General features: G+C 42.1%; 22 protein-coding genes, 1 tRNA gene and 1 pseudogene. 10 read left to right on the top strand and 14 right to left on the bottom strand.

Going from position 1 to position 22033, the window contains the following annotated elements:
• Positions 1–36 precede the first annotated feature (36 nt).
• The gene (locus tag ACRQ5D_RS22325) at positions 37–1479 is read right to left on the bottom strand and encodes a L,D-transpeptidase family protein (RefSeq protein ID WP_431200437.1); all 1443 of its coding nucleotides are present in this window, start codon (positions 1477–1479) and stop codon (positions 37–39) included.
• A gap of 226 nt (positions 1480–1705) precedes the next feature.
• Here ACRQ5D_RS22325 and ACRQ5D_RS22330 point away from each other — a divergent pair, with 226 nt between their 5' ends.
• Complete coding sequence (locus tag ACRQ5D_RS22330) at positions 1706–2716, top strand: glycosyl hydrolase (RefSeq protein WP_091168374.1); 1011 nt, start codon at positions 1706–1708, stop codon at positions 2714–2716.
• Complete coding sequence (locus tag ACRQ5D_RS22335; RefSeq protein WP_091168371.1) at positions 2716–3231, top strand: DinB family protein; 516 nt, start codon at positions 2716–2718, stop codon at positions 3229–3231. Before ACRQ5D_RS22330 ends, ACRQ5D_RS22335 begins: the two co-directional genes overlap by 1 nt.
• Here the strand turns inward: ACRQ5D_RS22335 and ACRQ5D_RS22340 are convergent.
• The 8 genes from ACRQ5D_RS22340 to ACRQ5D_RS22375 all read right to left on the bottom strand — a co-directional run bounded on the left by ACRQ5D_RS22340 (position 3218) and on the right by ACRQ5D_RS22375 (position 10787).
• Positions 3218–3844: an HAD family hydrolase gene (locus tag ACRQ5D_RS22340; RefSeq protein WP_091168367.1), complete on the bottom strand. Its 627-nt coding sequence runs from the start codon at positions 3842–3844 to the stop codon at positions 3218–3220. The two genes, ACRQ5D_RS22335 and ACRQ5D_RS22340, sit on opposite strands and share 14 nt — an antisense overlap.
• Before the next feature lie 9 nt (positions 3845–3853).
• A complete protein-coding gene (locus tag ACRQ5D_RS22345) occupies positions 3854–5086 on the bottom strand; it encodes an MFS transporter (RefSeq protein WP_091168364.1) in 1233 nt (410 codons plus the stop codon).
• A 151-nt stretch (positions 5087–5237) separates the two neighbouring features.
• Positions 5238–6332 carry a chorismate synthase gene (aroC, locus tag ACRQ5D_RS22350; protein WP_091168359.1) on the bottom strand — a complete coding sequence of 365 codons (1095 nt, stop codon included), beginning with the start codon at positions 6330–6332 and terminating at the stop codon, positions 5238–5240.
• 204 nt (positions 6333–6536) lie between these two features.
• Positions 6537–6941: a hypothetical protein gene (locus ACRQ5D_RS22355; RefSeq protein WP_431200845.1), complete on the bottom strand. Its 405-nt coding sequence runs from the start codon at positions 6939–6941 to the stop codon at positions 6537–6539.
• Positions 6917–7849 (bottom strand): 3-phosphoshikimate 1-carboxyvinyltransferase, encoded by a 933-nt coding sequence (locus ACRQ5D_RS22360; RefSeq protein WP_432326639.1) that lies wholly within the window; start codon positions 7847–7849, stop codon positions 6917–6919. The genes ACRQ5D_RS22355 and ACRQ5D_RS22360 overlap by 25 nt, the downstream gene beginning before the upstream one ends.
• Before the next feature lie 11 nt (positions 7850–7860).
• The gene (locus tag ACRQ5D_RS22365) at positions 7861–8991 is read right to left on the bottom strand and encodes a chorismate mutase (protein WP_090525833.1); all 1131 of its coding nucleotides are present in this window, start codon (positions 8989–8991) and stop codon (positions 7861–7863) included.
• A gap of 90 nt (positions 8992–9081) precedes the next feature.
• Entirely contained in the window at positions 9082–9990 is a 909-nt protein-coding gene (locus ACRQ5D_RS22370) for a prephenate dehydratase (RefSeq protein WP_091168353.1), read from the bottom strand.
• Between the two features lie 236 nt (positions 9991–10226).
• Positions 10227–10787, bottom strand: coding sequence for a hypothetical protein (locus ACRQ5D_RS22375; RefSeq protein ID WP_091168350.1), 561 nt, complete (start codon positions 10785–10787; stop codon positions 10227–10229).
• Positions 10788–10889: 102 nt separating this feature from the next.
• Between ACRQ5D_RS22375 and ACRQ5D_RS22380 the strand changes: the two genes are divergently transcribed.
• Positions 10890–12146: an IS4 family transposase gene (locus ACRQ5D_RS22380; protein WP_431199200.1), complete on the top strand. Its 1257-nt coding sequence runs from the start codon at positions 10890–10892 to the stop codon at positions 12144–12146.
• Positions 12147–12223: 77 nt separating this feature from the next.
• Here ACRQ5D_RS22380 and ACRQ5D_RS22385 read toward each other — a convergent pair whose 3' ends face one another.
• The 3 genes from ACRQ5D_RS22385 to ACRQ5D_RS22395 are packed head-to-tail and all read right to left on the bottom strand — an operon-like array spanning position 12224 to position 14419.
• On the bottom strand, positions 12224–13150 hold the full coding sequence (locus ACRQ5D_RS22385; protein ID WP_091176603.1) for a sterol desaturase family protein: 927 nt from the start codon (positions 13148–13150) through the stop codon (positions 12224–12226).
• Between the two features lies 1 nt (position 13151).
• A complete protein-coding gene (gene aroB, locus ACRQ5D_RS22390; RefSeq protein WP_091176601.1) occupies positions 13152–14210 on the bottom strand; it encodes a 3-dehydroquinate synthase in 1059 nt (352 codons plus the stop codon).
• Positions 14211–14212: 2 nt separating this feature from the next.
• Positions 14213–14419: an RNA-binding S4 domain-containing protein gene (locus tag ACRQ5D_RS22395; RefSeq protein ID WP_091176598.1), complete on the bottom strand. Its 207-nt coding sequence runs from the start codon at positions 14417–14419 to the stop codon at positions 14213–14215.
• 58 nt (positions 14420–14477) lie between these two features.
• Between ACRQ5D_RS22395 and ACRQ5D_RS22400 the strand changes: the two genes are divergently transcribed.
• On the top strand, positions 14478–15686 hold the full coding sequence (locus tag ACRQ5D_RS22400) for a proline dehydrogenase family protein (RefSeq protein ID WP_091176595.1): 1209 nt from the start codon (positions 14478–14480) through the stop codon (positions 15684–15686).
• A 25-nt stretch (positions 15687–15711) separates the two neighbouring features.
• Here ACRQ5D_RS22400 and ACRQ5D_RS22405 read toward each other — a convergent pair whose 3' ends face one another.
• Positions 15712–16344, bottom strand: coding sequence for an HAD family hydrolase (locus ACRQ5D_RS22405; protein ID WP_176844616.1), 633 nt, complete (start codon positions 16342–16344; stop codon positions 15712–15714).
• A 65-nt stretch (positions 16345–16409) separates the two neighbouring features.
• Here ACRQ5D_RS22405 and ACRQ5D_RS22410 point away from each other — a divergent pair.
• From ACRQ5D_RS22410 to ACRQ5D_RS22435, 6 genes are all read left to right on the top strand, one after another.
• Positions 16410–16483 (top strand) — tRNA-Ile (locus ACRQ5D_RS22410).
• A gap of 313 nt (positions 16484–16796) precedes the next feature.
• Positions 16797–18047, top strand: a complete 1251-nt coding sequence (locus ACRQ5D_RS22415; RefSeq protein ID WP_432326643.1) for a site-specific integrase — start codon at positions 16797–16799, stop codon at positions 18045–18047.
• 110 nt (positions 18048–18157) lie between these two features.
• Positions 18158–19150 carry a RhuM family protein gene (gene rhuM, locus ACRQ5D_RS22420; RefSeq protein ID WP_432326645.1) on the top strand — a complete coding sequence of 331 codons (993 nt, stop codon included), beginning with the start codon at positions 18158–18160 and terminating at the stop codon, positions 19148–19150.
• Positions 19151–19231: 81 nt separating this feature from the next.
• Positions 19232–19597, top strand: a complete 366-nt coding sequence (locus tag ACRQ5D_RS22425; RefSeq protein ID WP_432326647.1) for an ORF6N domain-containing protein — start codon at positions 19232–19234, stop codon at positions 19595–19597.
• Between the two features lie 108 nt (positions 19598–19705).
• The gene (locus ACRQ5D_RS22430) at positions 19706–19972 is read left to right on the top strand and encodes a type II toxin-antitoxin system RelE/ParE family toxin (RefSeq protein WP_432326649.1); all 267 of its coding nucleotides are present in this window, start codon (positions 19706–19708) and stop codon (positions 19970–19972) included.
• A 26-nt stretch (positions 19973–19998) separates the two neighbouring features.
• Complete coding sequence (locus ACRQ5D_RS22435) at positions 19999–20262, top strand: helix-turn-helix domain-containing protein (RefSeq protein WP_432326651.1); 264 nt, start codon at positions 19999–20001, stop codon at positions 20260–20262.
• Positions 20263–20390: 128 nt separating this feature from the next.
• Here ACRQ5D_RS22435 and ACRQ5D_RS22440 read toward each other — a convergent pair.
• A pseudogene (locus ACRQ5D_RS22440) lies at positions 20391–22030 on the bottom strand (protein-disulfide reductase DsbD family protein).
• Positions 22031–22033: the final 3 nt, after the last annotated feature.

Below are 22033 nucleotides of genomic sequence, written 5' to 3' on the forward strand. Positions count from 1 at the left end.
GAAGCCCGGCTTACCGAAAAGTTTGCCGGGCTTTTTTTATTTGGCCAAAAAACTTTGCAGATGTGCGTAAAGCACTATATCTAAACCATAAACATCCGGGCGGTATTGAATGGTGCCATTATCATCTGCCCAGCAGGTTACATAGGTGATGTAAATAGGCGTTTTCTTTGGCAAGCCGATATTGGTAGGGTTCGGTTTATCTTCAACCATATCTTTCGAAATGGTATCGAGGTCTGCACCTTCTCCAAATAGGTTTTGTGCCAGGCCAAGCGGATCACCTAATCGTACACAGCCGTGACTTACTGCACGCATAGCATGCCTGAATGCTTCTTTATTAGGTGTATCGTGCAGGTAAACGCTGCTGCGGTTTTTAAACAGAAACTTTATTTTACCCAGCGAGTTGTCTTCTCCGGGGCGTTGTTTAAACTCGTATTCCAGATTGTCGGGCGTAACCTGCGACCAGTCGATAGTTTCCGGATCCTCAATCTTTTTACCGTCCTTAAAAACATCTATGTTTTTATTTGAGAGATAGTAACGGTCGTCGGCAGCCTCAACAATGATCTCTTTTGTTGCAATACTGCGGGGAATATTCCAAATAGGATTTACCTCAACGCTATGGATCAGGCTGTTCAGTATTGGCGTTTCTCGCGGAAAAGGTTTATCGGCTCTCGCTGTATCATCAAAATGTTCAAGCGTGTTTTGGTTTTTCATGTTTCGTCCCTGGCCTACACAAACTTTCATATTTAAAACCGATTTGCCATCTTCGATAACGTCGAGCCTGAAATCGGGGATGTTTACTATCACGTATTTGGGTTCGAAAGGTTTATTTCTCCAACGCAGCCGCTCCAGGCTAACCAATAAGTAGCGTTTGCTCTCCTCGCGGGAAAGGCCTTCGATAGTTACACTGTCCCTGTATGCTTTTTGCAACGCTAAATATTGAGGGCTTTTGGGTTGGATACTGTCAAGTAATGTCTTAAAGTCTGCTCGGTTTAAAGTGGCAAGCATCGTTGTGCTATCGGGCCGGCGGGTGGCCATAAAATATCTCGAGTAGATCTTTTTAGGATTGATCACACCGTATTGCAGGGCATTGGAATATTTTATTAATGCGCCCGCTGTTAACACCTCAAGTTTGGCAACAGTTTCATAGGCTTCATCAATTGTTTTTATCGCCTTTTTGTCTTTAAGTTTGGCTACAAGTGCTTTGATCTCTGCCGATGGATACATAGTTGGATCGAGGCCGTGTTCATTGATCTTATCAAGATATTCTGGTAAAGCTTCGAGATCGCCATTGTTCAAGTGGTTTATAACTAAGAGCGGCTGGTATTCGTTCTTTTTGAAAAACGATTCGATAGCCAGCGGATTGGCAGTCTTAGACCGGTATTTTGTGAATACTCTTTTAAAAACAGGGATGTATCCTTCAGTATCGGCCTTTTTAAAAATTTCATTTTGTGTGATCCTGAACATATCTTCAGCAATCATTTCATGCTTTTTCTTGCAGCTTTGTAATACAGCAGGCAAAACCAAACACGTGGAAAGTATAATCGGGATAAAGTGTTTCCTAAAGGGAATAGGTATCATATAGACAGAAAGATAGTTAAATATTGCTTATGAATAGCAATAGCCATACCATAAACGGCCGTGCTTTTTATTTATTTTTGAACAAAGCCTGTTATCTCCTTTAACCCGAATAGCCAGTTTAATTAAAATGAAAAAACTATTCCCGCTTACTTTAATCATATCATTGCCTTTCATGGCATTAGCACAAAGTTTTAAACCAGTAAATAAAGAAGCGTCGCCTGAGGTAAATAAATTGCTTAGCTTCCTTTATAGTATAAAAGGCAAACATATTTTATCGGGTCAACAAAATTATAACAGCGATCGTGACGTTTTTTCAGACAGTGCCAAGGCAATTACAGGACAATATCCTGCCGTTTGGGGCTCAGATTTCATGCTTTGGGGAGACAAAGACCTGGGGCAGGACCTTGTAAACGAAGCTAAGCAAAAATGGCAGGATGGCTATCTGGTAACACTCATGTGGCACCAGGGGCGCCCTTTAGATAACCCGCCATATGATTGGAAGCAAAGCATTCAGGGCAAAATAACTGATGCCCAATGGAAAGAGTTAATTACACCCAATACCGATCTGAATAAAAAATGGCTTGCCCAAATTGACGTGGTAGCCGGTTACCTGAAACAGCTCAGGGATGCCTATGTGCCTGTTTTGTGGCGGCCTTACCATGAAATGAACGGCGTATGGTTTTGGTGGGGAAACAAAAAAGGGAACGACGGGATCATCAAGCTTTGGAAAATGATGTACGATCGGTATACCAATTATCATCATTTAAATAATCTGATTTGGGTATGGGGCCCAAACGGTTTGCGCGACCTTCCATTAGATGAAGCGTATGACTATAAAGACTTTTATCCGGGTGCCGATTACGTAGACATTTTAGGTGCTGATATCTATCATTTCGATTATGAACAACGGGATTATAACGATTTGCTAAAGGTTGCTAATGGCAAGATCATTGCGCTTACAGAAACCGGCGAACTTCCAAAACCCGAAATTCTGGCAGCCCAACCCGAATGGGCCTGGTTTATGGTTTGGACGAGCTGGCTTTGGACTGATAATACACATGAGCGCGTAAGAGCCATTTATGGTCTGCCTCAAACGTTGAATCATGAACAAGTGAAAACCATGTTAAATAAAAACTAATGTCTACTCAAAAATTACCTGAAGTTTGGCTTCGCGGGCCACTGGATGACATGTCGGCCCTGCTTCAGCCTGTTGCCCATGCTCTTTTGCAGGCAAGAGAGGAGCTTAATGAATTGATGGCCGATTTTCCGGAAAAGCTGCTGTGGCAAAAGCTTGCCGGCATGGCATCGCCGGGTTTTCATTTACAACACCTCACTGGGGTACTTAGCCGGCTTTTTACCTATGCAAAAAGAGAGGGGCTTAGCGCGGCACAACTGAATTATCTTGCAGCCGAAGGTAAACCTGGTGAACGTGAAATTACCGTTGTTGATTTGATAAAAGCGTTTAATATCCAGGTTGATAACGCTATCGATCAACTCAAAGCTACCGACGAGACCATATTAACCGAATGGCGAGGAGTAGGCCGGGGGCAATTACCATCTACAGTTATCGGCTTGTACACGCATTCGGCTGAGCATACCATGCGCCATCTTGGGCAGCTTTTGGTTACGGTAAAGGTGCTTAAGCAACAATAGCGGCCGCGTCTTTAAGATTTTGTGAGCGATAGGTTACCTGGGCGTTTGGATGTTTATTTTCGGGATCGTATAGAAAAGTATCGATACCCAATTCGCTTGCAGCTTTTATTTCAGATTCGGGATCGTCACCAATAATGAGTACGTCTCGCGTTTTATAATCGTATTTCTCTAATATTGACGCGAAAATATCTTTCTTGGTTAGGGGCGAAAGTTCAGGGTCAACAATGTGGATGGCTTCAAAATCTGCTTCAATGTTCAGCATTTTAACTTTGCTCCATTGCAGTTTGGTAAAACCTGTGGTAACCAAAAATTTGGTGACCTCTGCTTCGCGGATCTGTTTATAATCATCAAAAGGCTGCATCGGCCGGTTGTACTCGATGTTATTTAATAGTTCGAGCCCTTTGTTTTTAACGAGTTCGCTGAATTGATATTTGTCTGCCACCTTTTGATAGGGAATCCTCTTTAAATCCTCCTTTGCTTTATTGATATGCTCGATACCCTCGCCGGCAATATGCTGATCAAGAAAGTTGAACAGTTCATTAAACAAATGATCGGCAATGGAACTTACAGGGTATATGGTATTATCAAGATCTAATATGATGGCTTTTTTCATGATAGCAAATTAAGGTAAAACAGGCACACGTTTAGTGGTATGTATTGAACGTTTCATGATCAAATAGCCGAAGGCCACAATCAGGCAGACACCGCCAAGTAGCCACCACAAAAGCTCAAACCCTCCGTAGGCGATAACCTGGCTGCCCAAAAATGGAGCAATGATTTGTGCGCCGGCCCATGACATGCTGTATAATGCAGCATACTCACCTCGGTTGCGTACATTTGAACGGCTTATCCAAAACGTGTTCATAAATGGCATGGAAAGCATTTCACCCAAAGTTATCATGCAGACAATTAATATGGCTACCAAAGGCACATGCGGCATCAGATTAAGCAAAACAAAACCGGCTCCGGTAACCAGGATGCCCGAGATAATATAGGTTAGGGCATGGCGTTTGCCTTCAAGCCAGTTAATCAATATCATTTCAATCAAAACGATAAGTATCCCGTTTAAAGCCAGCAGGAAACCGATAAAACGCTCATTAAAATGCCATTGTATTTTATAAAATACAGGCTGCATAATAAAGAACTGGAAAAAACAAGTTGCGAACAGGGTAGCCAATAAGATAAACAGCAGGTAAACCCCGTCTTTATAAGCCGATGAAAATACTTCATCAAAACCGGCCACTGCTTCTTTAATGGTTTTGGCTACTTTTGAACGGGGCATCAAAGTAAGCAACAGTATGCCTGCTGCTATATTGGTACAACCATCTACCCAAAAAAGTAAATGATAATTTATAGCCGCCAATAATCCCCCTAACCCGCCGCCAAAGGCCCAGCCTAAGTTTGTAGCTAACCGGTTAAGCGAGTAGGAGCGCGTTTTGTTTTCTTCAGTACTGTAGTGCGCTATAGCAGTTGAGTTTGCGGGCCGGAACGATTCATTGCAGATGCTTAAAACTAACGTGAAGATAGCCATGCTGATGAAACTTGTTTGGTAACCCAGTACCAGGAAAAGCAAGCCACCGGTAAGTAATGCACCCACCTGTAAATCATAAAAGCCTATTTTATTGATCAGCTTACCGCCAATAAAGCCGCCGGATACAGCACCCACGCCAAAAATTGCCATGATATATCCAGACTGTTCAATGGTAAAATGCAGTTGCCTGATGGTATAAATGGTCATGAAAGGTACAACCATGGTACCGCTGCGGTTAATAAGCATTACGATGCTCAGGTACCAGCTGTTTTTTGAAAGTCCGCTATAGGCTTGTTTGTATAATTGGATAATTGAGGTAAGCATGGCTTTACAAAGGTAGGTTATTGGGCTGAAAGCTTAAAGCAGAAAGCCAAAAGCAAAAGAAGCTTGGTGAAAATAAAAGGCCGAAAACTCAAATGTTCTCAGTGGAACGCTTTAAGCTTTCGGCTTTTTGCTTTCGGCTAACTGAGCGCTTTTAGCTTAAACGGGCGTTTCTGTTCCTCAACCAATGATCGGCCAAAACGAGGGCTGCCATAGCTTCAACAATAGGTACGGCGCGCGGAACCACGCAAGGATCGTGACGGCCTTTGCCTGATATTTCGGCAGCATTTCCCTGGCTGTCGATAGTTGCCTGGTTTTTCATTATGGTGGCTACGGGTTTAAAGGCTACCTTAAATTCGATAGGCATGCCATTGCTGATGCCTCCCTGGATTCCGCCCGAAAAATTGGTAATGGTTTGTATATCACCCAGATGTGATTTTACAAAGATGTCGTTATGCTCAGACCCGCGCATTTCGCTACCTTCAAAGCCTGAACCAAACTCAAAACCGTGAACGGCGTTGATGCTTAGCATCGCTTTGCCTAAATCGGCATGCAATTTATCAAACACAGGGTCGCCAAGGCCAACCGGGCAGTTTTTTACATAGCAGCTGATTTTGCCACCAACTGTATCTCCATCTTTTCGCACACTATCAATAAATTCGATCATCTCTTCCGCAGTGGCCGGATCGGCACAGCGTACAATATTTTTTTCGCGCTCTGCAATAAACTCAATCGGATCGTTTATAAATACATTTGGTGCATTGATCTTACCTACGCTGCTTACATGGGCAACAATTTCTATACCCAGTGTTTTAAGTAGCAGTTTAGCCAAAGCGCCGGCAGCAACACGGGCCGCAGTTTCACGGGCAGAGGAACGGCCACCACCGCGATGGTCGCGGATGCCATATTTAGCTTCGTAGGTATAGTCTGCATGCGATGGACGGAAAACATCCACATTGTGGCTATAATCTTTCGAACGCTGATCTTCATTGGGGATCAGCATAGCAATAGGGGTACCCGTAGTTTTATCTTCAAATACACCTGAAAGGATTCTTACCGTGTCGCTTTCTTTACGTTGGGTAGTGATCTTTGACTGGCCTGGTTTGCGTTTATCCAGTTCGCCCTGGATGTAATCAAGATCAACCTGTAAGCCGGCCGGGCATCCGTCAATAATTACACCGATGGCCTCGCCATGTGATTCGCCAAAAGTTGTTATCCTGAATAATTGCCCGAATGAATTGCCTGCCATAGTTTTAGATATGAGATGTTAGATATGAGATATGAGAAAATCTTATCCGGATATCTTTAATTGGTTGTTTTATAATCGTCATTTTGCAATCCAGACTTACGAAGTTTTAAAACTTCGTAAGTCTAACCTCGCCTGGGATTACTTCGTACCCCGTAGTGACGCGTTTTTTGTTTGTTTTTTGCTTTAGGCTTTTTGCCTTCAGCTTTAAGCTTCCTTCTCTACTACTTCAAACCCCTGTTTTTCCAGATCGTTCCAGAAAGCGGGATATGATTTTTCAACTACCGGTCCGTTCTCAAATTCCATTTGAGGAAGAATGAGAGCGAGCGGCGCAAAAGCCATTGCCATGCGGTGATCGTGATATGTGTTGATGAAGACAGTTTCGGGGATAAATTTCCCGCTGCAATCAAGCGTGTAAACTTCATCTTTTTCAATCAGCTTAACACCCATTTTGCCAAGTTCTGTTTGCAGGGCCAGGATGCGGTCGGTTTCTTTGATCTTTAAAGTTTCAAGGCCGGTAAAAGATGCTTCATGATTAAGCGCTGCGCAAACAACAATTACTGTTTGTGCCAGGTCGGGGCATTCTTTCAGGTCAAACTCACGGCGGGAGATAGGTTTGTTCTCTTTTTTAGATGAACGCCACCATCCCTGAACTGCGAAGTAATACCAAAGTTAGCCATGATCTCGGTGATCACGCTGTCGCCCTGTAAGCTATATGGTGTTAAACCAGTTAAAAATAGCTCGGCCTCATCAGCAAGTGCTGCAATAGCGTACCAATATGAGGCAGCGCTCCAGTCCGGTTCAACGTACAATGATGTTGTCGTGAATTCCTGATTTGAAATTGCAATAACATTACCTTCCCAAGTGTGCTTGATACCAGAAGTTTCAAGCATAGCCAGGGTCATTTCAACATAAGGACGTGAAGTTAACTTGCCTTCAATATGCAATTCCAGGCCCAAAGGCAGGGCTGGGGCAATAAGTAACAAAGCAGTAATGTACTGGCTGCTGATATTGCCTTTGATACTGATTTGACCGGTTTGTTGTTTAAAGCCGCCTTTTAATTTGATAGGAGGATAGCCATCATTCTCTTCATAATCAATATTGGCGCCCAGCTCGCGTAATGCATCAACCAGTATACCTATTGGCCGTTCCTTCATGCGTTTACTACCGGTTAAGATCACTTCATCTTCCTGTATAGCATAGTAAGCCGTCAAAAAACGCATAGCCGTACCCGCCGGACCGATGTCTACGATTTCGGATTTGCAATTTTCGATTTCGGAATTATCAGGAGAAGCGTTTCCTGCCAGAACCTCCTGGCTCTTGGCTCTTGACTCTTGGTTCTCCCTTAAAATACCTGCCAGTAAAACAGCGTCAGCGGCGTCAGATACGTTTTCAACTCTTACTTTACCTTTGCTTAACGCTTCGATGATCAGGGCGCGGTTACACTCACTTTTTGAACCGGTGAGGTTAACCGTGCCGTTAATGAACTTGTTGTTTCTTTTCAGAATGATGTTATGCATCATTTAAAATATTAGGCGTGTGTAAGTTTTTCTGCTGCCTGGCCCTGAGCGGCGTCGGCGTTCATTACTTCTGTTTGCCTGCGGATAGATTCGTTGTGAACTAATTCAAGCAATTTTTCAGTAAACTCGGCGCTTAATTTTAATGCTTTACCGTAAGTTGTACGTTTTTGAAGGATCTCATCCCAACGGCCAACCTGTAAAATAGTAATGTTATTATCTTTTTTGTACTGACCGATTTTTTCGGCAATCTGCATACGCTCAGCAATTTTCTGGATTACCAAGTCGTCTATCTTGTCGATTTGATTACGTAGTTCAGCCAGTTTATCGTTTACTTCAGAATTTCTAACTTCCGCTTTACGCAAAGTTAAGTGGTCAATGATATCGGCAAGAGCAGCTGGAGTAACCTGTTGTTTAGCATCTGTCCAGGCTACGCTTGGGTCGATATGTGATTCGATCATTAAGCCCTGCATATCAAGATCTAAAGCTTTTTGTGAAACATAACCGATTAGATCGCGATTACCTGAAATATGGCTCGGGTCATTAATAAGAGGCAGTTCAGGGGCCAGGGTTTTTAAGGCGATAGCAACATCCCACATCGGTTCATTACGGAAAGCTGATTTTTCATAAGATGAGAAACCACGATGAATGGCAGCCAATTTGGTGATACCTGCATTGTTGATCCGCTCTAATGCGCCAACCCATAATGAAAGATCAGGATTTACTGGGTTTTTAACCATTACAGGCACATCAACACCTTTTAAAGCATCAGCAATTTCCTGAACGGTGAAAGGGTTAGCTGTTGAACGTGCACCTACCCAAAGGATATCAACACCCGCTTTTAAAGCTTCTTCAACGTGTTTTGCAGTAGCAACCTCAACAGCAGTTGGCAAGCCTGTTTCTTCTTTGGCGCGTTTTAACCACTCCAAACCAATGCTGCCAATACCTTCAAACTCACCCGGACGGGTACGTGGTTTCCAAATACCTGCACGCAAAGCTGAGATTTTACCTGTTTGGGCTAATAAATGAGCTGTAGCTACTAATTGTTCTTCTGTTTCAGCGCTGCAAGGGCCTGAAATAACCAAAGGTTCCTTACCTGTTTTAATCCAGGTGTTAAGCGGCTGTATGTTTAAATTTAGTTTCATCGTTTTTTTGTTTGTCCGGTGGTAGCCGGGAGTGTTAGTTGATAATTTAAATTATTTAGTTTTTTGGGTTCTGTTTGCCGATTGTCTTTATTATACACTACGCCTGATATTGATATACTTGCGGATGCTCCGTTCGGCCCGGCGAGGTTTTGGGCTCACCGCATGCTCATCATCGTGCCTTTCGTACTCGCCAAGGATATTGAAGTTATGGGTGTACTTAAGGATCTGCCTTATGGAAGCGTCATATTGTTTTTGCTCCTCCCATTCTATATCTACATAAAAATTGTACTCGTTGCGCTTGCCCAAAATTGGCATCGACTGGATTTTGCTCATATTTACGCCTTCTTCGGCAAAAATATTAAGCACTTTAGCCAATGCACCAACTTTGTTACTTACCTGGAAGCATAAAGAAGCTTTGTTAGCCGGTTTCTTTTCGATATTATCATGATGGGTAAGGATCAGAAAACGAGTGAAGTTTCTTTTGTTCGATTCGATGCGACGCTCCAAAACATCCAGGCCGTAAAGTTTCGCGGCTAAGGAATTTGCAATAGCAACCGTATCTGTTAGTTGCTCATCTCTGATGCGTTTAGCACAGGCCGCGGTATCACTGCTCTCCACAATTTTGAGGTGTGGATATTCGTCAAAAAAATCAACACACTGGCGTAAGGCAATGGGGTGGGAGGTTACATATTTAATATCCTCGAATTTTACCCCGGGCAAAGCCATCAGGTGCAGCTGGATGGGCAGGTAAATTTCACCAACTACGGGAAAGCCATAATCAAGCAGCAAGGTATAGTTTGGCAGGATGCTGCCGGCAATGCTGTTTTCGATAGCCATTACCACATAATCGGCCTCACGGTTTTTTAAACTTTCAAACGTTTGTTTGAAAGAGTTGCATTCAATGGTCTCGGTGTTTTCGCCGAAGTATTTCAATGCAGCTTCTTCGTGAAAAGAGGCCCGGATACCCTGAATTGCAACTTTTGGTTGTTCTATTTTCATAAACCTGCTTAAAGCAAAAAGTCCCGGCTGGTAGGCCGGGACTTTTTAGTTTCTTTATATGTTTGTTTTGTACATATTAGTCCCGGCTCTCACTGGTAAAGTAAAAGTAGTAGCCAAAAAAATATGCACCTGTTAATTTCATTTGTTGTTTCTTTATTACGACGTAAATGTACGGTAAAAAAAGAGTTTGTCAATAGAAAATTTTATTTTTTGTAAAAAATAATAGGTCAACCAAATTAAATTCTGTTAAAATTGGATTTTGATTCACCGAAGAACCTCGTTTTTACGATAAAAGTAATTTTAACGCCTGATTTTTCCGGAAATTTCTGAAGAAGATCGGCATCGCTAATTAACATGGTGGGTTTTATAACCTCTCCGTTTTTAAATCTTATTTCTACATCAGCCGTATTACGACTTTGTTTATGAATTATCTCTTCAATGTCAGTCTTGTAATAAGTCATGATATGTTGTTCCAGAGCTTGTCCAAAAAAATCCTTTACCAGATTACAAGCTTCTTCAACATTAGGTGCATGATATTCATACAAGTGATTATCTATATCAAGATAATAAACACAAAACTTGCTGTTAAAGTAAAGTCCTAATTTTAGATAATTCAAATCATTATCCTGAATAGTTACTGATGGGCCGGTTAACTGAATATCAGTTAATGCACGCTCGGCATCCCAGGGGAAATCCTTAATGAGTTGGATGGTGTCATCGAGGTTGCGATATTCTTCATCTGAGTACTCGCCTTTTTTGTAAGTATTATGCTGTAGTTTGGATATTAATTGTAACATGGTTTAGTGCGACACAAAAGTGTCACGCCAAATATAATGCACTGTTGTCCGGTAAAGATTTTTTAGGGAAAAAGGAAGGGATAGCCGAAAGACTACCCCTTTGTGTTGATATTTGAGTTACCACACTTAAATACACAACATGAGCAAAAGTACTTTTTTACCGGACAGCCGGTCCTGAATCAGTTATTAGGTTTAATAGATCGTAATAATGTTCGATCATTAGCAAGACGTGGGGATCACGATCTCTACTACCGTTACTTTGATACCTATACACATCTTGTAACGATGCTTTACTGCGTTTTTAACAGATGCACCAGCAGCAGAGAAGTAATCAGCGGCATGAAAGCAAGCCTGCATAAGCTTCATCATATCGGTATAAGTAAATGTCCGGCCAGAAGCACCTTATGTGATGCTAATGCCCAGCGTAGCTTTGAAGTATTCGCCCGTATTTATGATAACCTGTATAGGCGACACAAGCAGCTTTTACCGGACAGCCGATTAAAGATCGACCCTAAGCTATTCATTGCCGATTCTTCAACAATTACCTTATTTCAGCAAATATTGAAAGCCCCAAGCCCGGGAAAGGCCAACGGTAAGAGAAAAGGCGGGATCAAAGTTCATACGCTCATTAAGGCAGCAGATGATGTACCGCTGAAAATTAGCTTCACGGCAGCCAGCGCTAACGATATGCCCTTCCTTAAAGAGATCAAACTCGAACCAGGTTCCTTTATCGTTTTCGATAAAGGTTACGTAGACTATTCTGAATATCAAAGAATGACAAATGAAGGCGTATTCTTTGTCACCAGGCAGAAAAAAGATGCCAAATACTCAACAATGTGGCTGAATGAGCTTAGCGAACAAAGCAAGGCACACGGTGTCATCGAAGATAAACTACTCCTCCAGGGCACACGTACTCAAAAAGAGGGTATCCAGTTGGAGATTCGCCTGGTTACTTTCTTTGACAAAGAAACCGAAAGGACATTTGAGTTTTTAACCAATAATTTCTCGTTACCACCTGAAGCTATTGCCGATCTTTATAAGAAACGATGGCTTATTGAAATACTATTTAAGCGGGTAAAGCAAAATTTCCCGCTTAAATACTTCCTGGGGGATAATGAGAATGCAATCAAAATACAGATATGGTGCGCTTTTATTGCCGATCTTCTAATCAAAATTGTCCAGGTACAACTCAAAAGACAATGGTCTTTCTCTAATCTGAGTTCTATTATAAGACTCCATCTGATGAGTTATATCCACCTATTTAACTTTCTGAACGATCCGGAGAAACTGTCCGTCATGTCAACAAATCACTCACGGCAACTAAAATTGGGGGGCTTGGACATCCGCTTTAAAACCTAAATCCTTCTTTTTATATCATAATGCAGTCTTTTTATAACAATAACAAACTTTACCGGACAACAGTGAATATAATGTTGTTATGCGGCAGTTTCGTGTTTTTTATGAGCCTCTTCCATTTCCTTATATTCCCGTTGCAGCACACGCGCAGTTTGGGTACTGCCGTTATGGCTCCAGCCCGGCGGGTGAATAAAGTACCCTATTTTTGATTTGAGATCCGGGGCATTTCTGGCATCATGCAATAAAGCCTTCCATTCATGGAATAAAATATTCACGGGCCCCATATCTTGAGGTTGTTTAGTTAAGCCATATTTAACCGGCTCCGGTAAATCCTCATCGCGGAAAGTGCCAAATATTCTGTCCCAGATAATCAATACCATGCCCATGTTTTTGTCAAGATAAGGGATGTTTGACGCATGATGAACACGGTGATGCGCAGGCGTTACAAAAATCCACCCATACCATTTTGGCAAGGGGATTTTGTACTGAGTATGCACCAGATTGCCATAAAGCTGGGTAATAAGGTATGCATACAGGATATCTAAAGCGGTAAAGCCCATTAAAGCCAGCGGGAGGTAAAAGAATACCCGGTAAAGTGGTTCAAATACTGTTGACCGAAAGCCCGTGGTGAAGTTAAAATGCTCGGACGAGTGATGGGTAACGTGCATGGCCCAAAACATACGGCAGTAATGCCCGGTATAATGAAGCACCCAATATAAAAAGTCCTGTACAACAACCAATATAAACCAGTACCAAAAAATATTCTGAATTTGAAAAAGCCTGTAATGCTGGTAGGTATAATCAAGTATAAAAAAGGTAAATACCTTAACGCAGAGATTAATAACAACAGCCAGCGAAGTAAGATAAATATTGGTTAGTGTATCGCGGGTTTCATAGTACTTGCGATCTTCCCAATAGCTCAGAGCCATTTCAACAAGTGTTAAAACAACTAATAAGCCCATTAAAACAAGGGCTGCCTGATTTCGCGGATCCAAATGTTGCAGCATGTTACAGGTTAATGTAATATCTCAAACTTTCACAAAGTTCGTCGGCAGTACACACATTATCAATACTAAACTCACCTATATGTGTTAACAGGGTGCAATTAATTTCGTCTCCAACGTTCTTTTTGTCCTTTTTCATGTTCAGTAACAACTCATCAAAACTGTTTTCGTCGATGGTATATCTCGGATAAAGAGCGGTTAATACTGTTACAATTTCATGAAGTTCGCCTGAAGACAATCCCGCTTTTTTGTGGGCGAGGTATGATTCGCAGATCATGCCGATAGCCACTGCTTCACCGTGCGAAAGGCTGTCTTCGTCATGTAATAGAGAGTATGTTTCAACCGCATGCCCGATAGTATGCCCAAAGTTTAACGCCTTGCGAATGCCTTTCTCGTGCGGGTCCTCAATAGTGATTTTATTCTTGATTTCTACGGAGCGGTGAACAAGTTCAACCGAAGGATTTTTCAGGTCGCTGTTTTTAAGTTGATTCCAATAATTGGCATCAACAATTAAACCATGTTTAAGCATTTCGGCCAAACCCGAAAGGATCTGGCGAGGCGGAAGGCTTTGTAAAAACTCGTGCGCTATAAACACAGCTTTAGGCATAGTAAATGTCCCGATAATATTTTTTATGCCGTCAACATCGATACCTGTTTTGCCGCCCACAGAGGCATCAACCTGTGAAAGGAGGGTAGTTGGCACCTGTACAAAATCTATCCCTCTTTTATAGGTAGAAGCGGCAAAGCCTCCCATATCTGTAATAACACCGCCACCTAAGTTAATCATAAGGCTTTTACGATCGGCACCAAAGTCAATCAGCATTTTCCAAACCCCAACACAAAAATCAATGTTTTTGCTTTCCTCGCCCGATGAAACCTCGATCAGGTCGTAATTATTAAAATCTGTAAGTTTGCTGGTAAGTAAGGGCAGGCAGTGTTCGCCTGTATTTTCGTCGGTTAAAATAAAGAATTTTGAATAGTTGCCTTTTTTAACAAAATCAACTAATTCATCAAGGCTATTATCAAAATAAACCGAGTAATTATCGCTTAAAATAGTGTTCATTATTATATGACTATAATTTTATTTCCGTCGAACTCAACTGCGTCACCTCTTTTTACTTTGAGGCGTTTTCTGTAGTCAACTACGCCGTTGTACTTCACGAGGCCTTCAGTTACAACTATTTGCGCCTCGCCGCCGGTTTGCACTAAGTTCGCAGCCTTGAGTAGCTGGATCATGGGGATAAAGTCCCCTTCTAACTTAAATTCGATCATGGGATGGCAAAAATAAACTATTCATGCAATTATGAGTTATCATTTTATAATTTTGCAGATGACCTCTTTTGAAACTAACAATAATCAAGGACGAAATACGCCCTCGTTCGAAAATACAGAAATAGCTTTTCGCCATTCATCCAATACCGATCTTAACCGGGCCTACTGGCTGTTCAGGATGATCAATATTAACTTTTTGGTAAAGATAGGCCCGCCAGTTACCAATTTTGCCATGAAAATTGGTTTGCCGATAAAGAATATTATCAAAGCTACCATATTTAAACATTTTTGCGGCGGTGAAACCATTGCCGAATGTGATAATACCATTAAAAATCTTTACAGCGGCAGGGTAGGTACTATCTTGGATTATTCAGTAGAGGGAGAGGATGAAGAAACCGTATTTGATAATACCCGCGATGAGATTATCCGAACCATTGAGCGTGCAGCGAAAGATAAAGCCATCCCCCTTACCGTATTTAAAGTAACTGGTGTAGGCCGCTTTGGCCTGCTTGAAAAATTGGATGCCCGTCTTAAATTAAACGATACTGAAGAAGAGGAGTGGAGAAGGGTACAAAACCGCGTGCTGGCCATTTGTGATAAAGCGTTCAAAAACAACGTACCGGTAATGATAGATGCCGAAGAAAGCTGGATCCAGGATACCATTGATCTTTTGGCGCTTACCATGATGACTCAATTTAACAAGCAAAGGCCGATAGTTTATAATACCTATCAAATGTACAGGCATGATAAACTGGCTTCGATGTTAAATGATCATGCAATTGCTCAAAGCGAAGGCTTTATATTGGGAGCAAAAATAGTACGCGGTGCTTACATGGAAAAAGAACGTAAACGTGCTGAAGAAAAGGGCTACCCATCGCCAATTCAGCCCGATAAAAAATCTGCTGATCTTGATTATGATTCGGCGCTTGATTATTGTACCAGTCATATCAATGAAATAGCTTTTATTGCAGGTACACACAATGAAGAAAGCTGCCGTTTGCTGGCCGAATTACTGGACAATAAAGGTATTGATCATAAACATCCACATGTTTATTTTTCGCAATTGCTTGGCATGAGCGATAACTTGAGCTTTAACCTCGCCCATGCCGATTATAATGTGGCTAAATATGTGCCTTATGGACCGGTAAAGGCTGTACTGCCATATTTATTTCGCCGTGCACAGGAAAATACGGCTATAGCCGGGCAAATGAGCCGCGAGTTAAGTTTAATAACAAAAGAAAGAAAGCGCCGAAGCGCTAACTTATAAAACTACCATACAAAGAGGGCATTTATTAAATTAATTGCTCTCTTTTTGCAAAGGACTGTATTGTATCTGGAGCTGTCATTAGAAAGGTTTGGATACCCAACTTTTTTGCGGCCTCCAAATGCTGCGGACTATCGTCAATAAATAAGGTTTCTTCGGATATTAAATTATTTTCCTTAAGTACCTGTTCAAAAATGGCAGGCTCTGGCTTGCGTTTGCCTGTAAGGTGCGAGTAATATGTTTTTTCGAACAGGTGATCGTTTCCGTCAAAACCGAAATCGGTTTTAAGATAGTTCATGATATAATCGTAATGGATAGCGTTAATATTACTAAGCAAAAAAGTACGGTATTTGTCTTTCAGCTTTAACAGTAATTCGTGATTTCCTTCGGCAATTCCGACCAGGATACTGTTCCATGCGGCATCAATCTGATCATCCGTAAGGGATAGGTTGTTTGTTTTTTCCCTTACGTAATCCCTGAATTGTGTTGCAGTAACCTCGCCGCGATCAAATTTATCAAAAATTTCATCCTGAGTTTTGTGGCCAAAAAACGCTTCGGGGTTACTTATACCTAATTGATTCCATGATTGTTGAACCCGGAGAAAGTCGATACTGAAAATAACGTTACCATAATCAAAGATGATATTTTTAATATTTTCCATAAAAAGAGTTTGAGATATGGCCGCAAATATGTAAAATTGCACCCGCAAACAAAAACAAAATAACCGCGCCTATAGCTCAGTCGGTTAGAGTAGAAGACTCATAATCTTTTGGTCCCTGGTTCGAGCCCAGGTGGGCGCACGAAAAGCGATTTTTACTAATCGCAAAACCCTCTAAATCGCTGATTTAGAGGGTTTTTTGTTTTATTCCGATCCTTTTCAATCCTTACGAATGCACGCTTTGGAACACCAATCCGGCCCCCCGAAAGTAGTTATTATATTTGGGGGCCAAGAACGTGTTAAGTAATTGTTAGACAATATATTACATCTTTAAATAAAGATCGTAATGAATCCAAAAGGACTGGAATTCTAACCACACTTTCGCCTTTCCTGGCCCCTGAAAATGACGATTTCGGGATGTAATTAATCATTTATTCATTAAAAAACTGTAAAAGATGAAGACATCACAGTCGTTTGGTGTGCATTTCACCATCAAAAAAGAAAAGGCGAAGGACGGCGTAACGAACGTTTACGCAGCCGTTACCGTCAACAAAGAACGTGTTCGATTCGCATTAAAACATCAAGTGAAGGTCGACAATTGGGACTCGGGTCGTGGCGGGCTAAGGATAAAGGTTCCCGAGGCCAAAGAGACCAATGCTTACCTGGAACAGGTCAAATTCACGATCACTACTTATTACCAGCAGCTACAGATCGCAGGCAAGGAAGTAACCCCGCAATTATTGAAGGCTATGTTCCTGGGAGAAGAAACAGAACAGACCTATTCGCTCAGCAAACTGATGGACTACCATTACGAGACCGCCTCTGCCGCCCTCACCTGGAGTACGCTGAAACACTATGCGGTGACGCGCCGCTACCTGGAAAAATTCCTGAAAGAAAAGCGCAATACGACCGACATCAGGATCAATGATGTTGACTATAAATTCATTATTGACTTTGAGACCTATCTCCGGAACCATAAGCCCAAAGATCACCAAAGGCCAATGAATAACAATGGCGTCATGAAACACCTGATCCGCCTGCGTAAAATGACCACCCTCGCGCTGAAATTGACCTGGATATCCCGTGACCCATTCAAGAATTATAAATTCCGGTATAAAAAAGTGGAAACCGCCTTTCTTAACCAGAAAGAGCTTGATTCGATTCAAGGGAAAGATTTTGCCATCGACCGGCTGAATATCGTTCGTGATCTCTTCGTTTTCAGTTGCTATACCGGGCTATCTTATGTGGACCTGATGAACCTGAAAGAGAGCAATATTACAGCGGGTGAAGACAATGCGCAGTGGATCAAACTATTTCGCCAGAAAAGTAACGAGCCGACCAATATTCCCATACTTCCTGTCGCGCAACGAATATTGGAGCGTTACCGAAACTCTGACCGCGCGGAGATCACAGGTACGCTTTTTCCCAATCTGTCGAATCAGAAAGTGAACAGCTATCTGAAAGAGATCGGTTTTATGAACGGCATCAAAAAGGTGCTGACATTCGGTGTCGCCCGTCACACCTTCGCTACCACGATAACACTCTCCAATAATGTTCCGATAGAGACAGTGAGTAAAATGATGGGACACACCAAGATCGCTACCACCCAGATCTATGCCAGGGTGCTGCTGAAAAAGATCAGCGATGACATGGGGCAGCTCAAAAAGATCATTGAGAAAAATCAGACAAGCACAGATCATGATTGATCAAATTAGTTATTGCAAATAATGCAACAACTGATTAAAAGCAGGTGATGATCAAACCACTGAGACGATCGAATTTCCAATCTAATTACTTAATAACTAACGCAAAAATCATGCACAACGATCAAATCATTATATATCAGGGCGCCGACGGCAGTGCCACTGTTGAAGTTAAATTGAGTGACGACTCGCTATGGTTAACCCTTAATCAATTAGCAGAGCTTTTTGAACGTGACAAATCAGTCATATCCCGACACCTTCGAAATATATTTTTGGAGGGTGAACTTGAACGGAACGCAACTGTTGCAAAAAATGCAACAGTTCAAAATGAAGGTAATCGAAACGTTGTTCGAGATGTAGAATATTACAATTTAGACGCCATCATATCATTAGGATACCGGGTTAATTCTAAACGAGGAACCCAATTTCGTATTTGGGCTAACCAGGTACTAAAAGATTATTTGATCAAAGGATATACCCTAAACGAGCGGAAATTAAAAGAGCAGTACGAGCATTTCAATTCTTTAAAGCAAGCCGTAAATCTTTTGGGCAACGTGCTTAAAAACAAAGAATTGACATCTGATGAAGCTACGGGCTTATTAAAAGTAGTGACGGATTATAGTTACGCGCTTGAAATACTTGACAAGTATGACCATCAGGAACTTGTGCTCGAAGGAACTGATGACCATCAGCTTTTTGTTGCCACCTATGAAGAAGCTATGCAGGCTATCAATGATCTCAAAATCGTTTTTGGTGCCGGTAGTTTGTTTGCTAATGAAAAAGACGATTCGTTCAAAGGTTCAATAGGTACCATATATCAATCATTCAGCGGAGTAGAGTTCTATCCGACAATAGAGGAGAAAGCGGCCAACCTCTTGTATTTCGTTGTGAAAAATCATTCCTTTTCGGATGGCAACAAGCGCATAGCCGCTTATCTTTTTGTATGGTTCCTTGAAAAGAACCGGCACCTTTATCGTCCTGATGGATCGAAGCGTATTGAAAATAATGCCTTGGTGGCCTTAACATTGATGATCGCAGAGAGTAAACCGGAGGAAAAGGATATCATGGTAAGGGTCGTAGTAAACCTCATCAACGCCAATAACTAATGTGGCAACGTTCAAAGATCATAAAAAGCCCGGCAATGCCCGGAGCGAAATCATTCATAACAAAAATATAAAATTTCAATCATGGCAACTCCGGATAAAATGATAGAATTATTAACCGGCAAAGTTTTCAAAGTTCGTAACCAAACGGTAGTATTTGATTTCGACGCTGCCGCATTATATGAAGTAAACATATCGGTTCTGCACAAAGCGGTGACCAAACACTCGAAGCGTTTCCCATCTGATTTTATGTTTTGGCTCACCCCGGAAGAGTGGGTAGACATCGCCGAGCAAATTTCGCCGGGCTTGTCTGCAACGAAACCGCTGCCGCCTTTAGCATTCACCAATAGCGGGCTGTTTATGTTGTCCGGTGTATTAAAAGGACCTCGTGCCGCCCGGATCAGCGTCCTGATCATCGAACAGCTTTTTTCATATAAAAATATTATCTAACAAGTTGCCCAATTGGGCAACTTTAATTAAATTTGTATGAAGAAAGTAAGAGAAATAGTTTTTTATCAACAGTACTTTCAGGATTTTTATAAAGGTCTGAGGTAACCTGTGAGGAAAAAGATTGACTGGATACTTCTATTAATACAGACGCATCTGCGGGTACCGGAAAAGTATCTTAAACACCTTGCCGGAACGGATGGTTTGTACGAAATCAGAATTCAAGCAGGAAATGATATATTCCGGATATTCTGCTTTTTCGACAGTGGAAGGCTGATCGTGTTAATGAACGGTTTTCAAAAGAAGACGATGAAGACGCCAGTGACTGAAATTGAAAAAGCTGAAAGAATAAAAAGGCAATATGAAAACGCAAGGTAAGAATCTAACGACATTTGACGAGACATTTGGATCGCGAATATGGCGTACGTGGAACACCCGGACGCGAGCAATTTGAAAAAGAAGCCGAGGCATTTATCCTCGGTGCCGTGCTGAAAGAGGCCAGACTTTCCAGGGGACTGACTCAAGAACAACTTGCAGAAAAATGCGGTACCACGAAAGCGTATATCTCCAAGATCGAGAACAACCTTAAAGATGTAAGAATTTCAACCCTTCAGCACATCGTCAAAAAGGGACTGGACGGCCAGTTATTGTTATCATTTCAATTTTAAATTAAGTCAACAAAAAAACGGAATATTTTGCGAAACAAAAATCCGGACATTTTAAATCCCTGACAAGAGTTGTTTTTGAACTGGTCTTGTCAGGGATTGTCAAAAAATGATCGTATTATTTTGATAAACTATTTATGATGAAAAGCATTTAGACCACTATCAAGATAATTAAGGTATTGTTGCGAATCAAAAATTGCTCCCTGCGGATCGACCAGGGGCGTTTCCGAATTGGGATCAAGTAACACATAGAAAGGTTGGGAATTGGATTGAAACCGCTTGATCTGCAAATCGCTCCATTTATTACCGATCGTTTTGATCTGGCGACCCGTTGTGGAGATCGTTTGCTCTTTCGGGTCAAGGTCGGTTTTATCGTCAACGTACAATTGGATCAATACATATTCCTGGTTGATCCTTTTCGATACCTCTTTGTCAGGCCAGATATTGGCTTCCATTTTGCGGCAATTCACACAGGCATGACCTGTAAAATCGATCATCACCGGTTTATTGACTTTTTTGCGTATGCTACGCCCTCATCATAGTCAAAGAACGGATCGAACCCTTTAGGCTTATCAAAAAGATCGGCATATTTATGGATACCACTTGATGCAGGGGCAATCACATCCGGGGACGAGAATATGGGACAGATCGAAATCCTGTGTGGACATAGGCGGTAAGAACGCACTGATCGATTTCAGGGGGGCACCCCATAAGCCGGGAACCATATACACGGTAAATGACAGGGTAAGGATCGCCAGAAATAGCCTCGGAACAGTAATAAACTTCAAAGCGGAATCATGGTTAAAGGTCAATTTACCCAACAGGTATAAACCCATTAATGCAAATATTATGATCCATAGGGAGAGAAAAAGTTCCCGGTCAAACCAGTGCCAGTGATAAGCAAGGTCAACATTGGACAAGAACTTAAGCGACAGGGCTAATTCCAGAAACCCGAGGGTAACTTTCACGCTGTTTAACCAGCCGCCTGATTTGGGCAGCGAGTTCAGCCACTCCGGGAACATCGCAAATATGGCAAATGGTATGGCCAGTGCCAACGAAAAACCCAGCATCCCTGTAGCCGGGCCAAGCACAGCTCCGCTCGTCGCTGTTTGCACCAGTAAATAGCCGATGATCGGACCGGTGCAGGAGAAGGAAACCAGCGCGAGCGTTGCTGCCATAAAGAACAGCCCCATCATGCCACTTGATCCTGATTTTTCATCCATCTTGTTTACCCAGGAATTTGGTAAAGTGATTTCAAAAGCACCCAGAAATGAGGCTGCAAAGGCCACGATCAGTAAAAAGAACGCAAAGTTAAATATGCCATTGGTGGAAAGGCTATTTAGCGCGTCTGCCCCAAATATAACCGTGACGATCAATCCGAGTAATACATAGATGACGATGATCGATAGACCGTATAATAAGGCCCGGCTTACCGCAGATCCTTTGCCACCGGAATTTTTTGTAAAATAACTCACTGTAAGCGGCAGCATAGGGAAGATACAAGGCATCAGGAGTGCGGCGAAACCTCCGGCCAGCCCGGCTAAAAAGATAGTCCAGAGTGTTTGCGGCGCATCGCTGGTTTTATTTGCCTTTGGCCGCGTTCTTTTTCCAGTATCCGTTTTTCCTCTTTCGCAGCTTTTTTTGCGGAAACAGCGGTTGAGGGAGTTATTTCGGTGAAGGACACGCCGCTTGTGTCAGCTTTAACCTGTGCTAATAAGTTAGTTGTTGTCAGGAGTAATCCGGCTATAAAGAGAATGATCAGCTTTGTCATTGT

Source organism: Mucilaginibacter sp. P25 (assembly GCF_050859465.1).
Classification (GTDB): domain Bacteria; phylum Bacteroidota; class Bacteroidia; order Sphingobacteriales; family Sphingobacteriaceae; genus Mucilaginibacter; species Mucilaginibacter gossypii.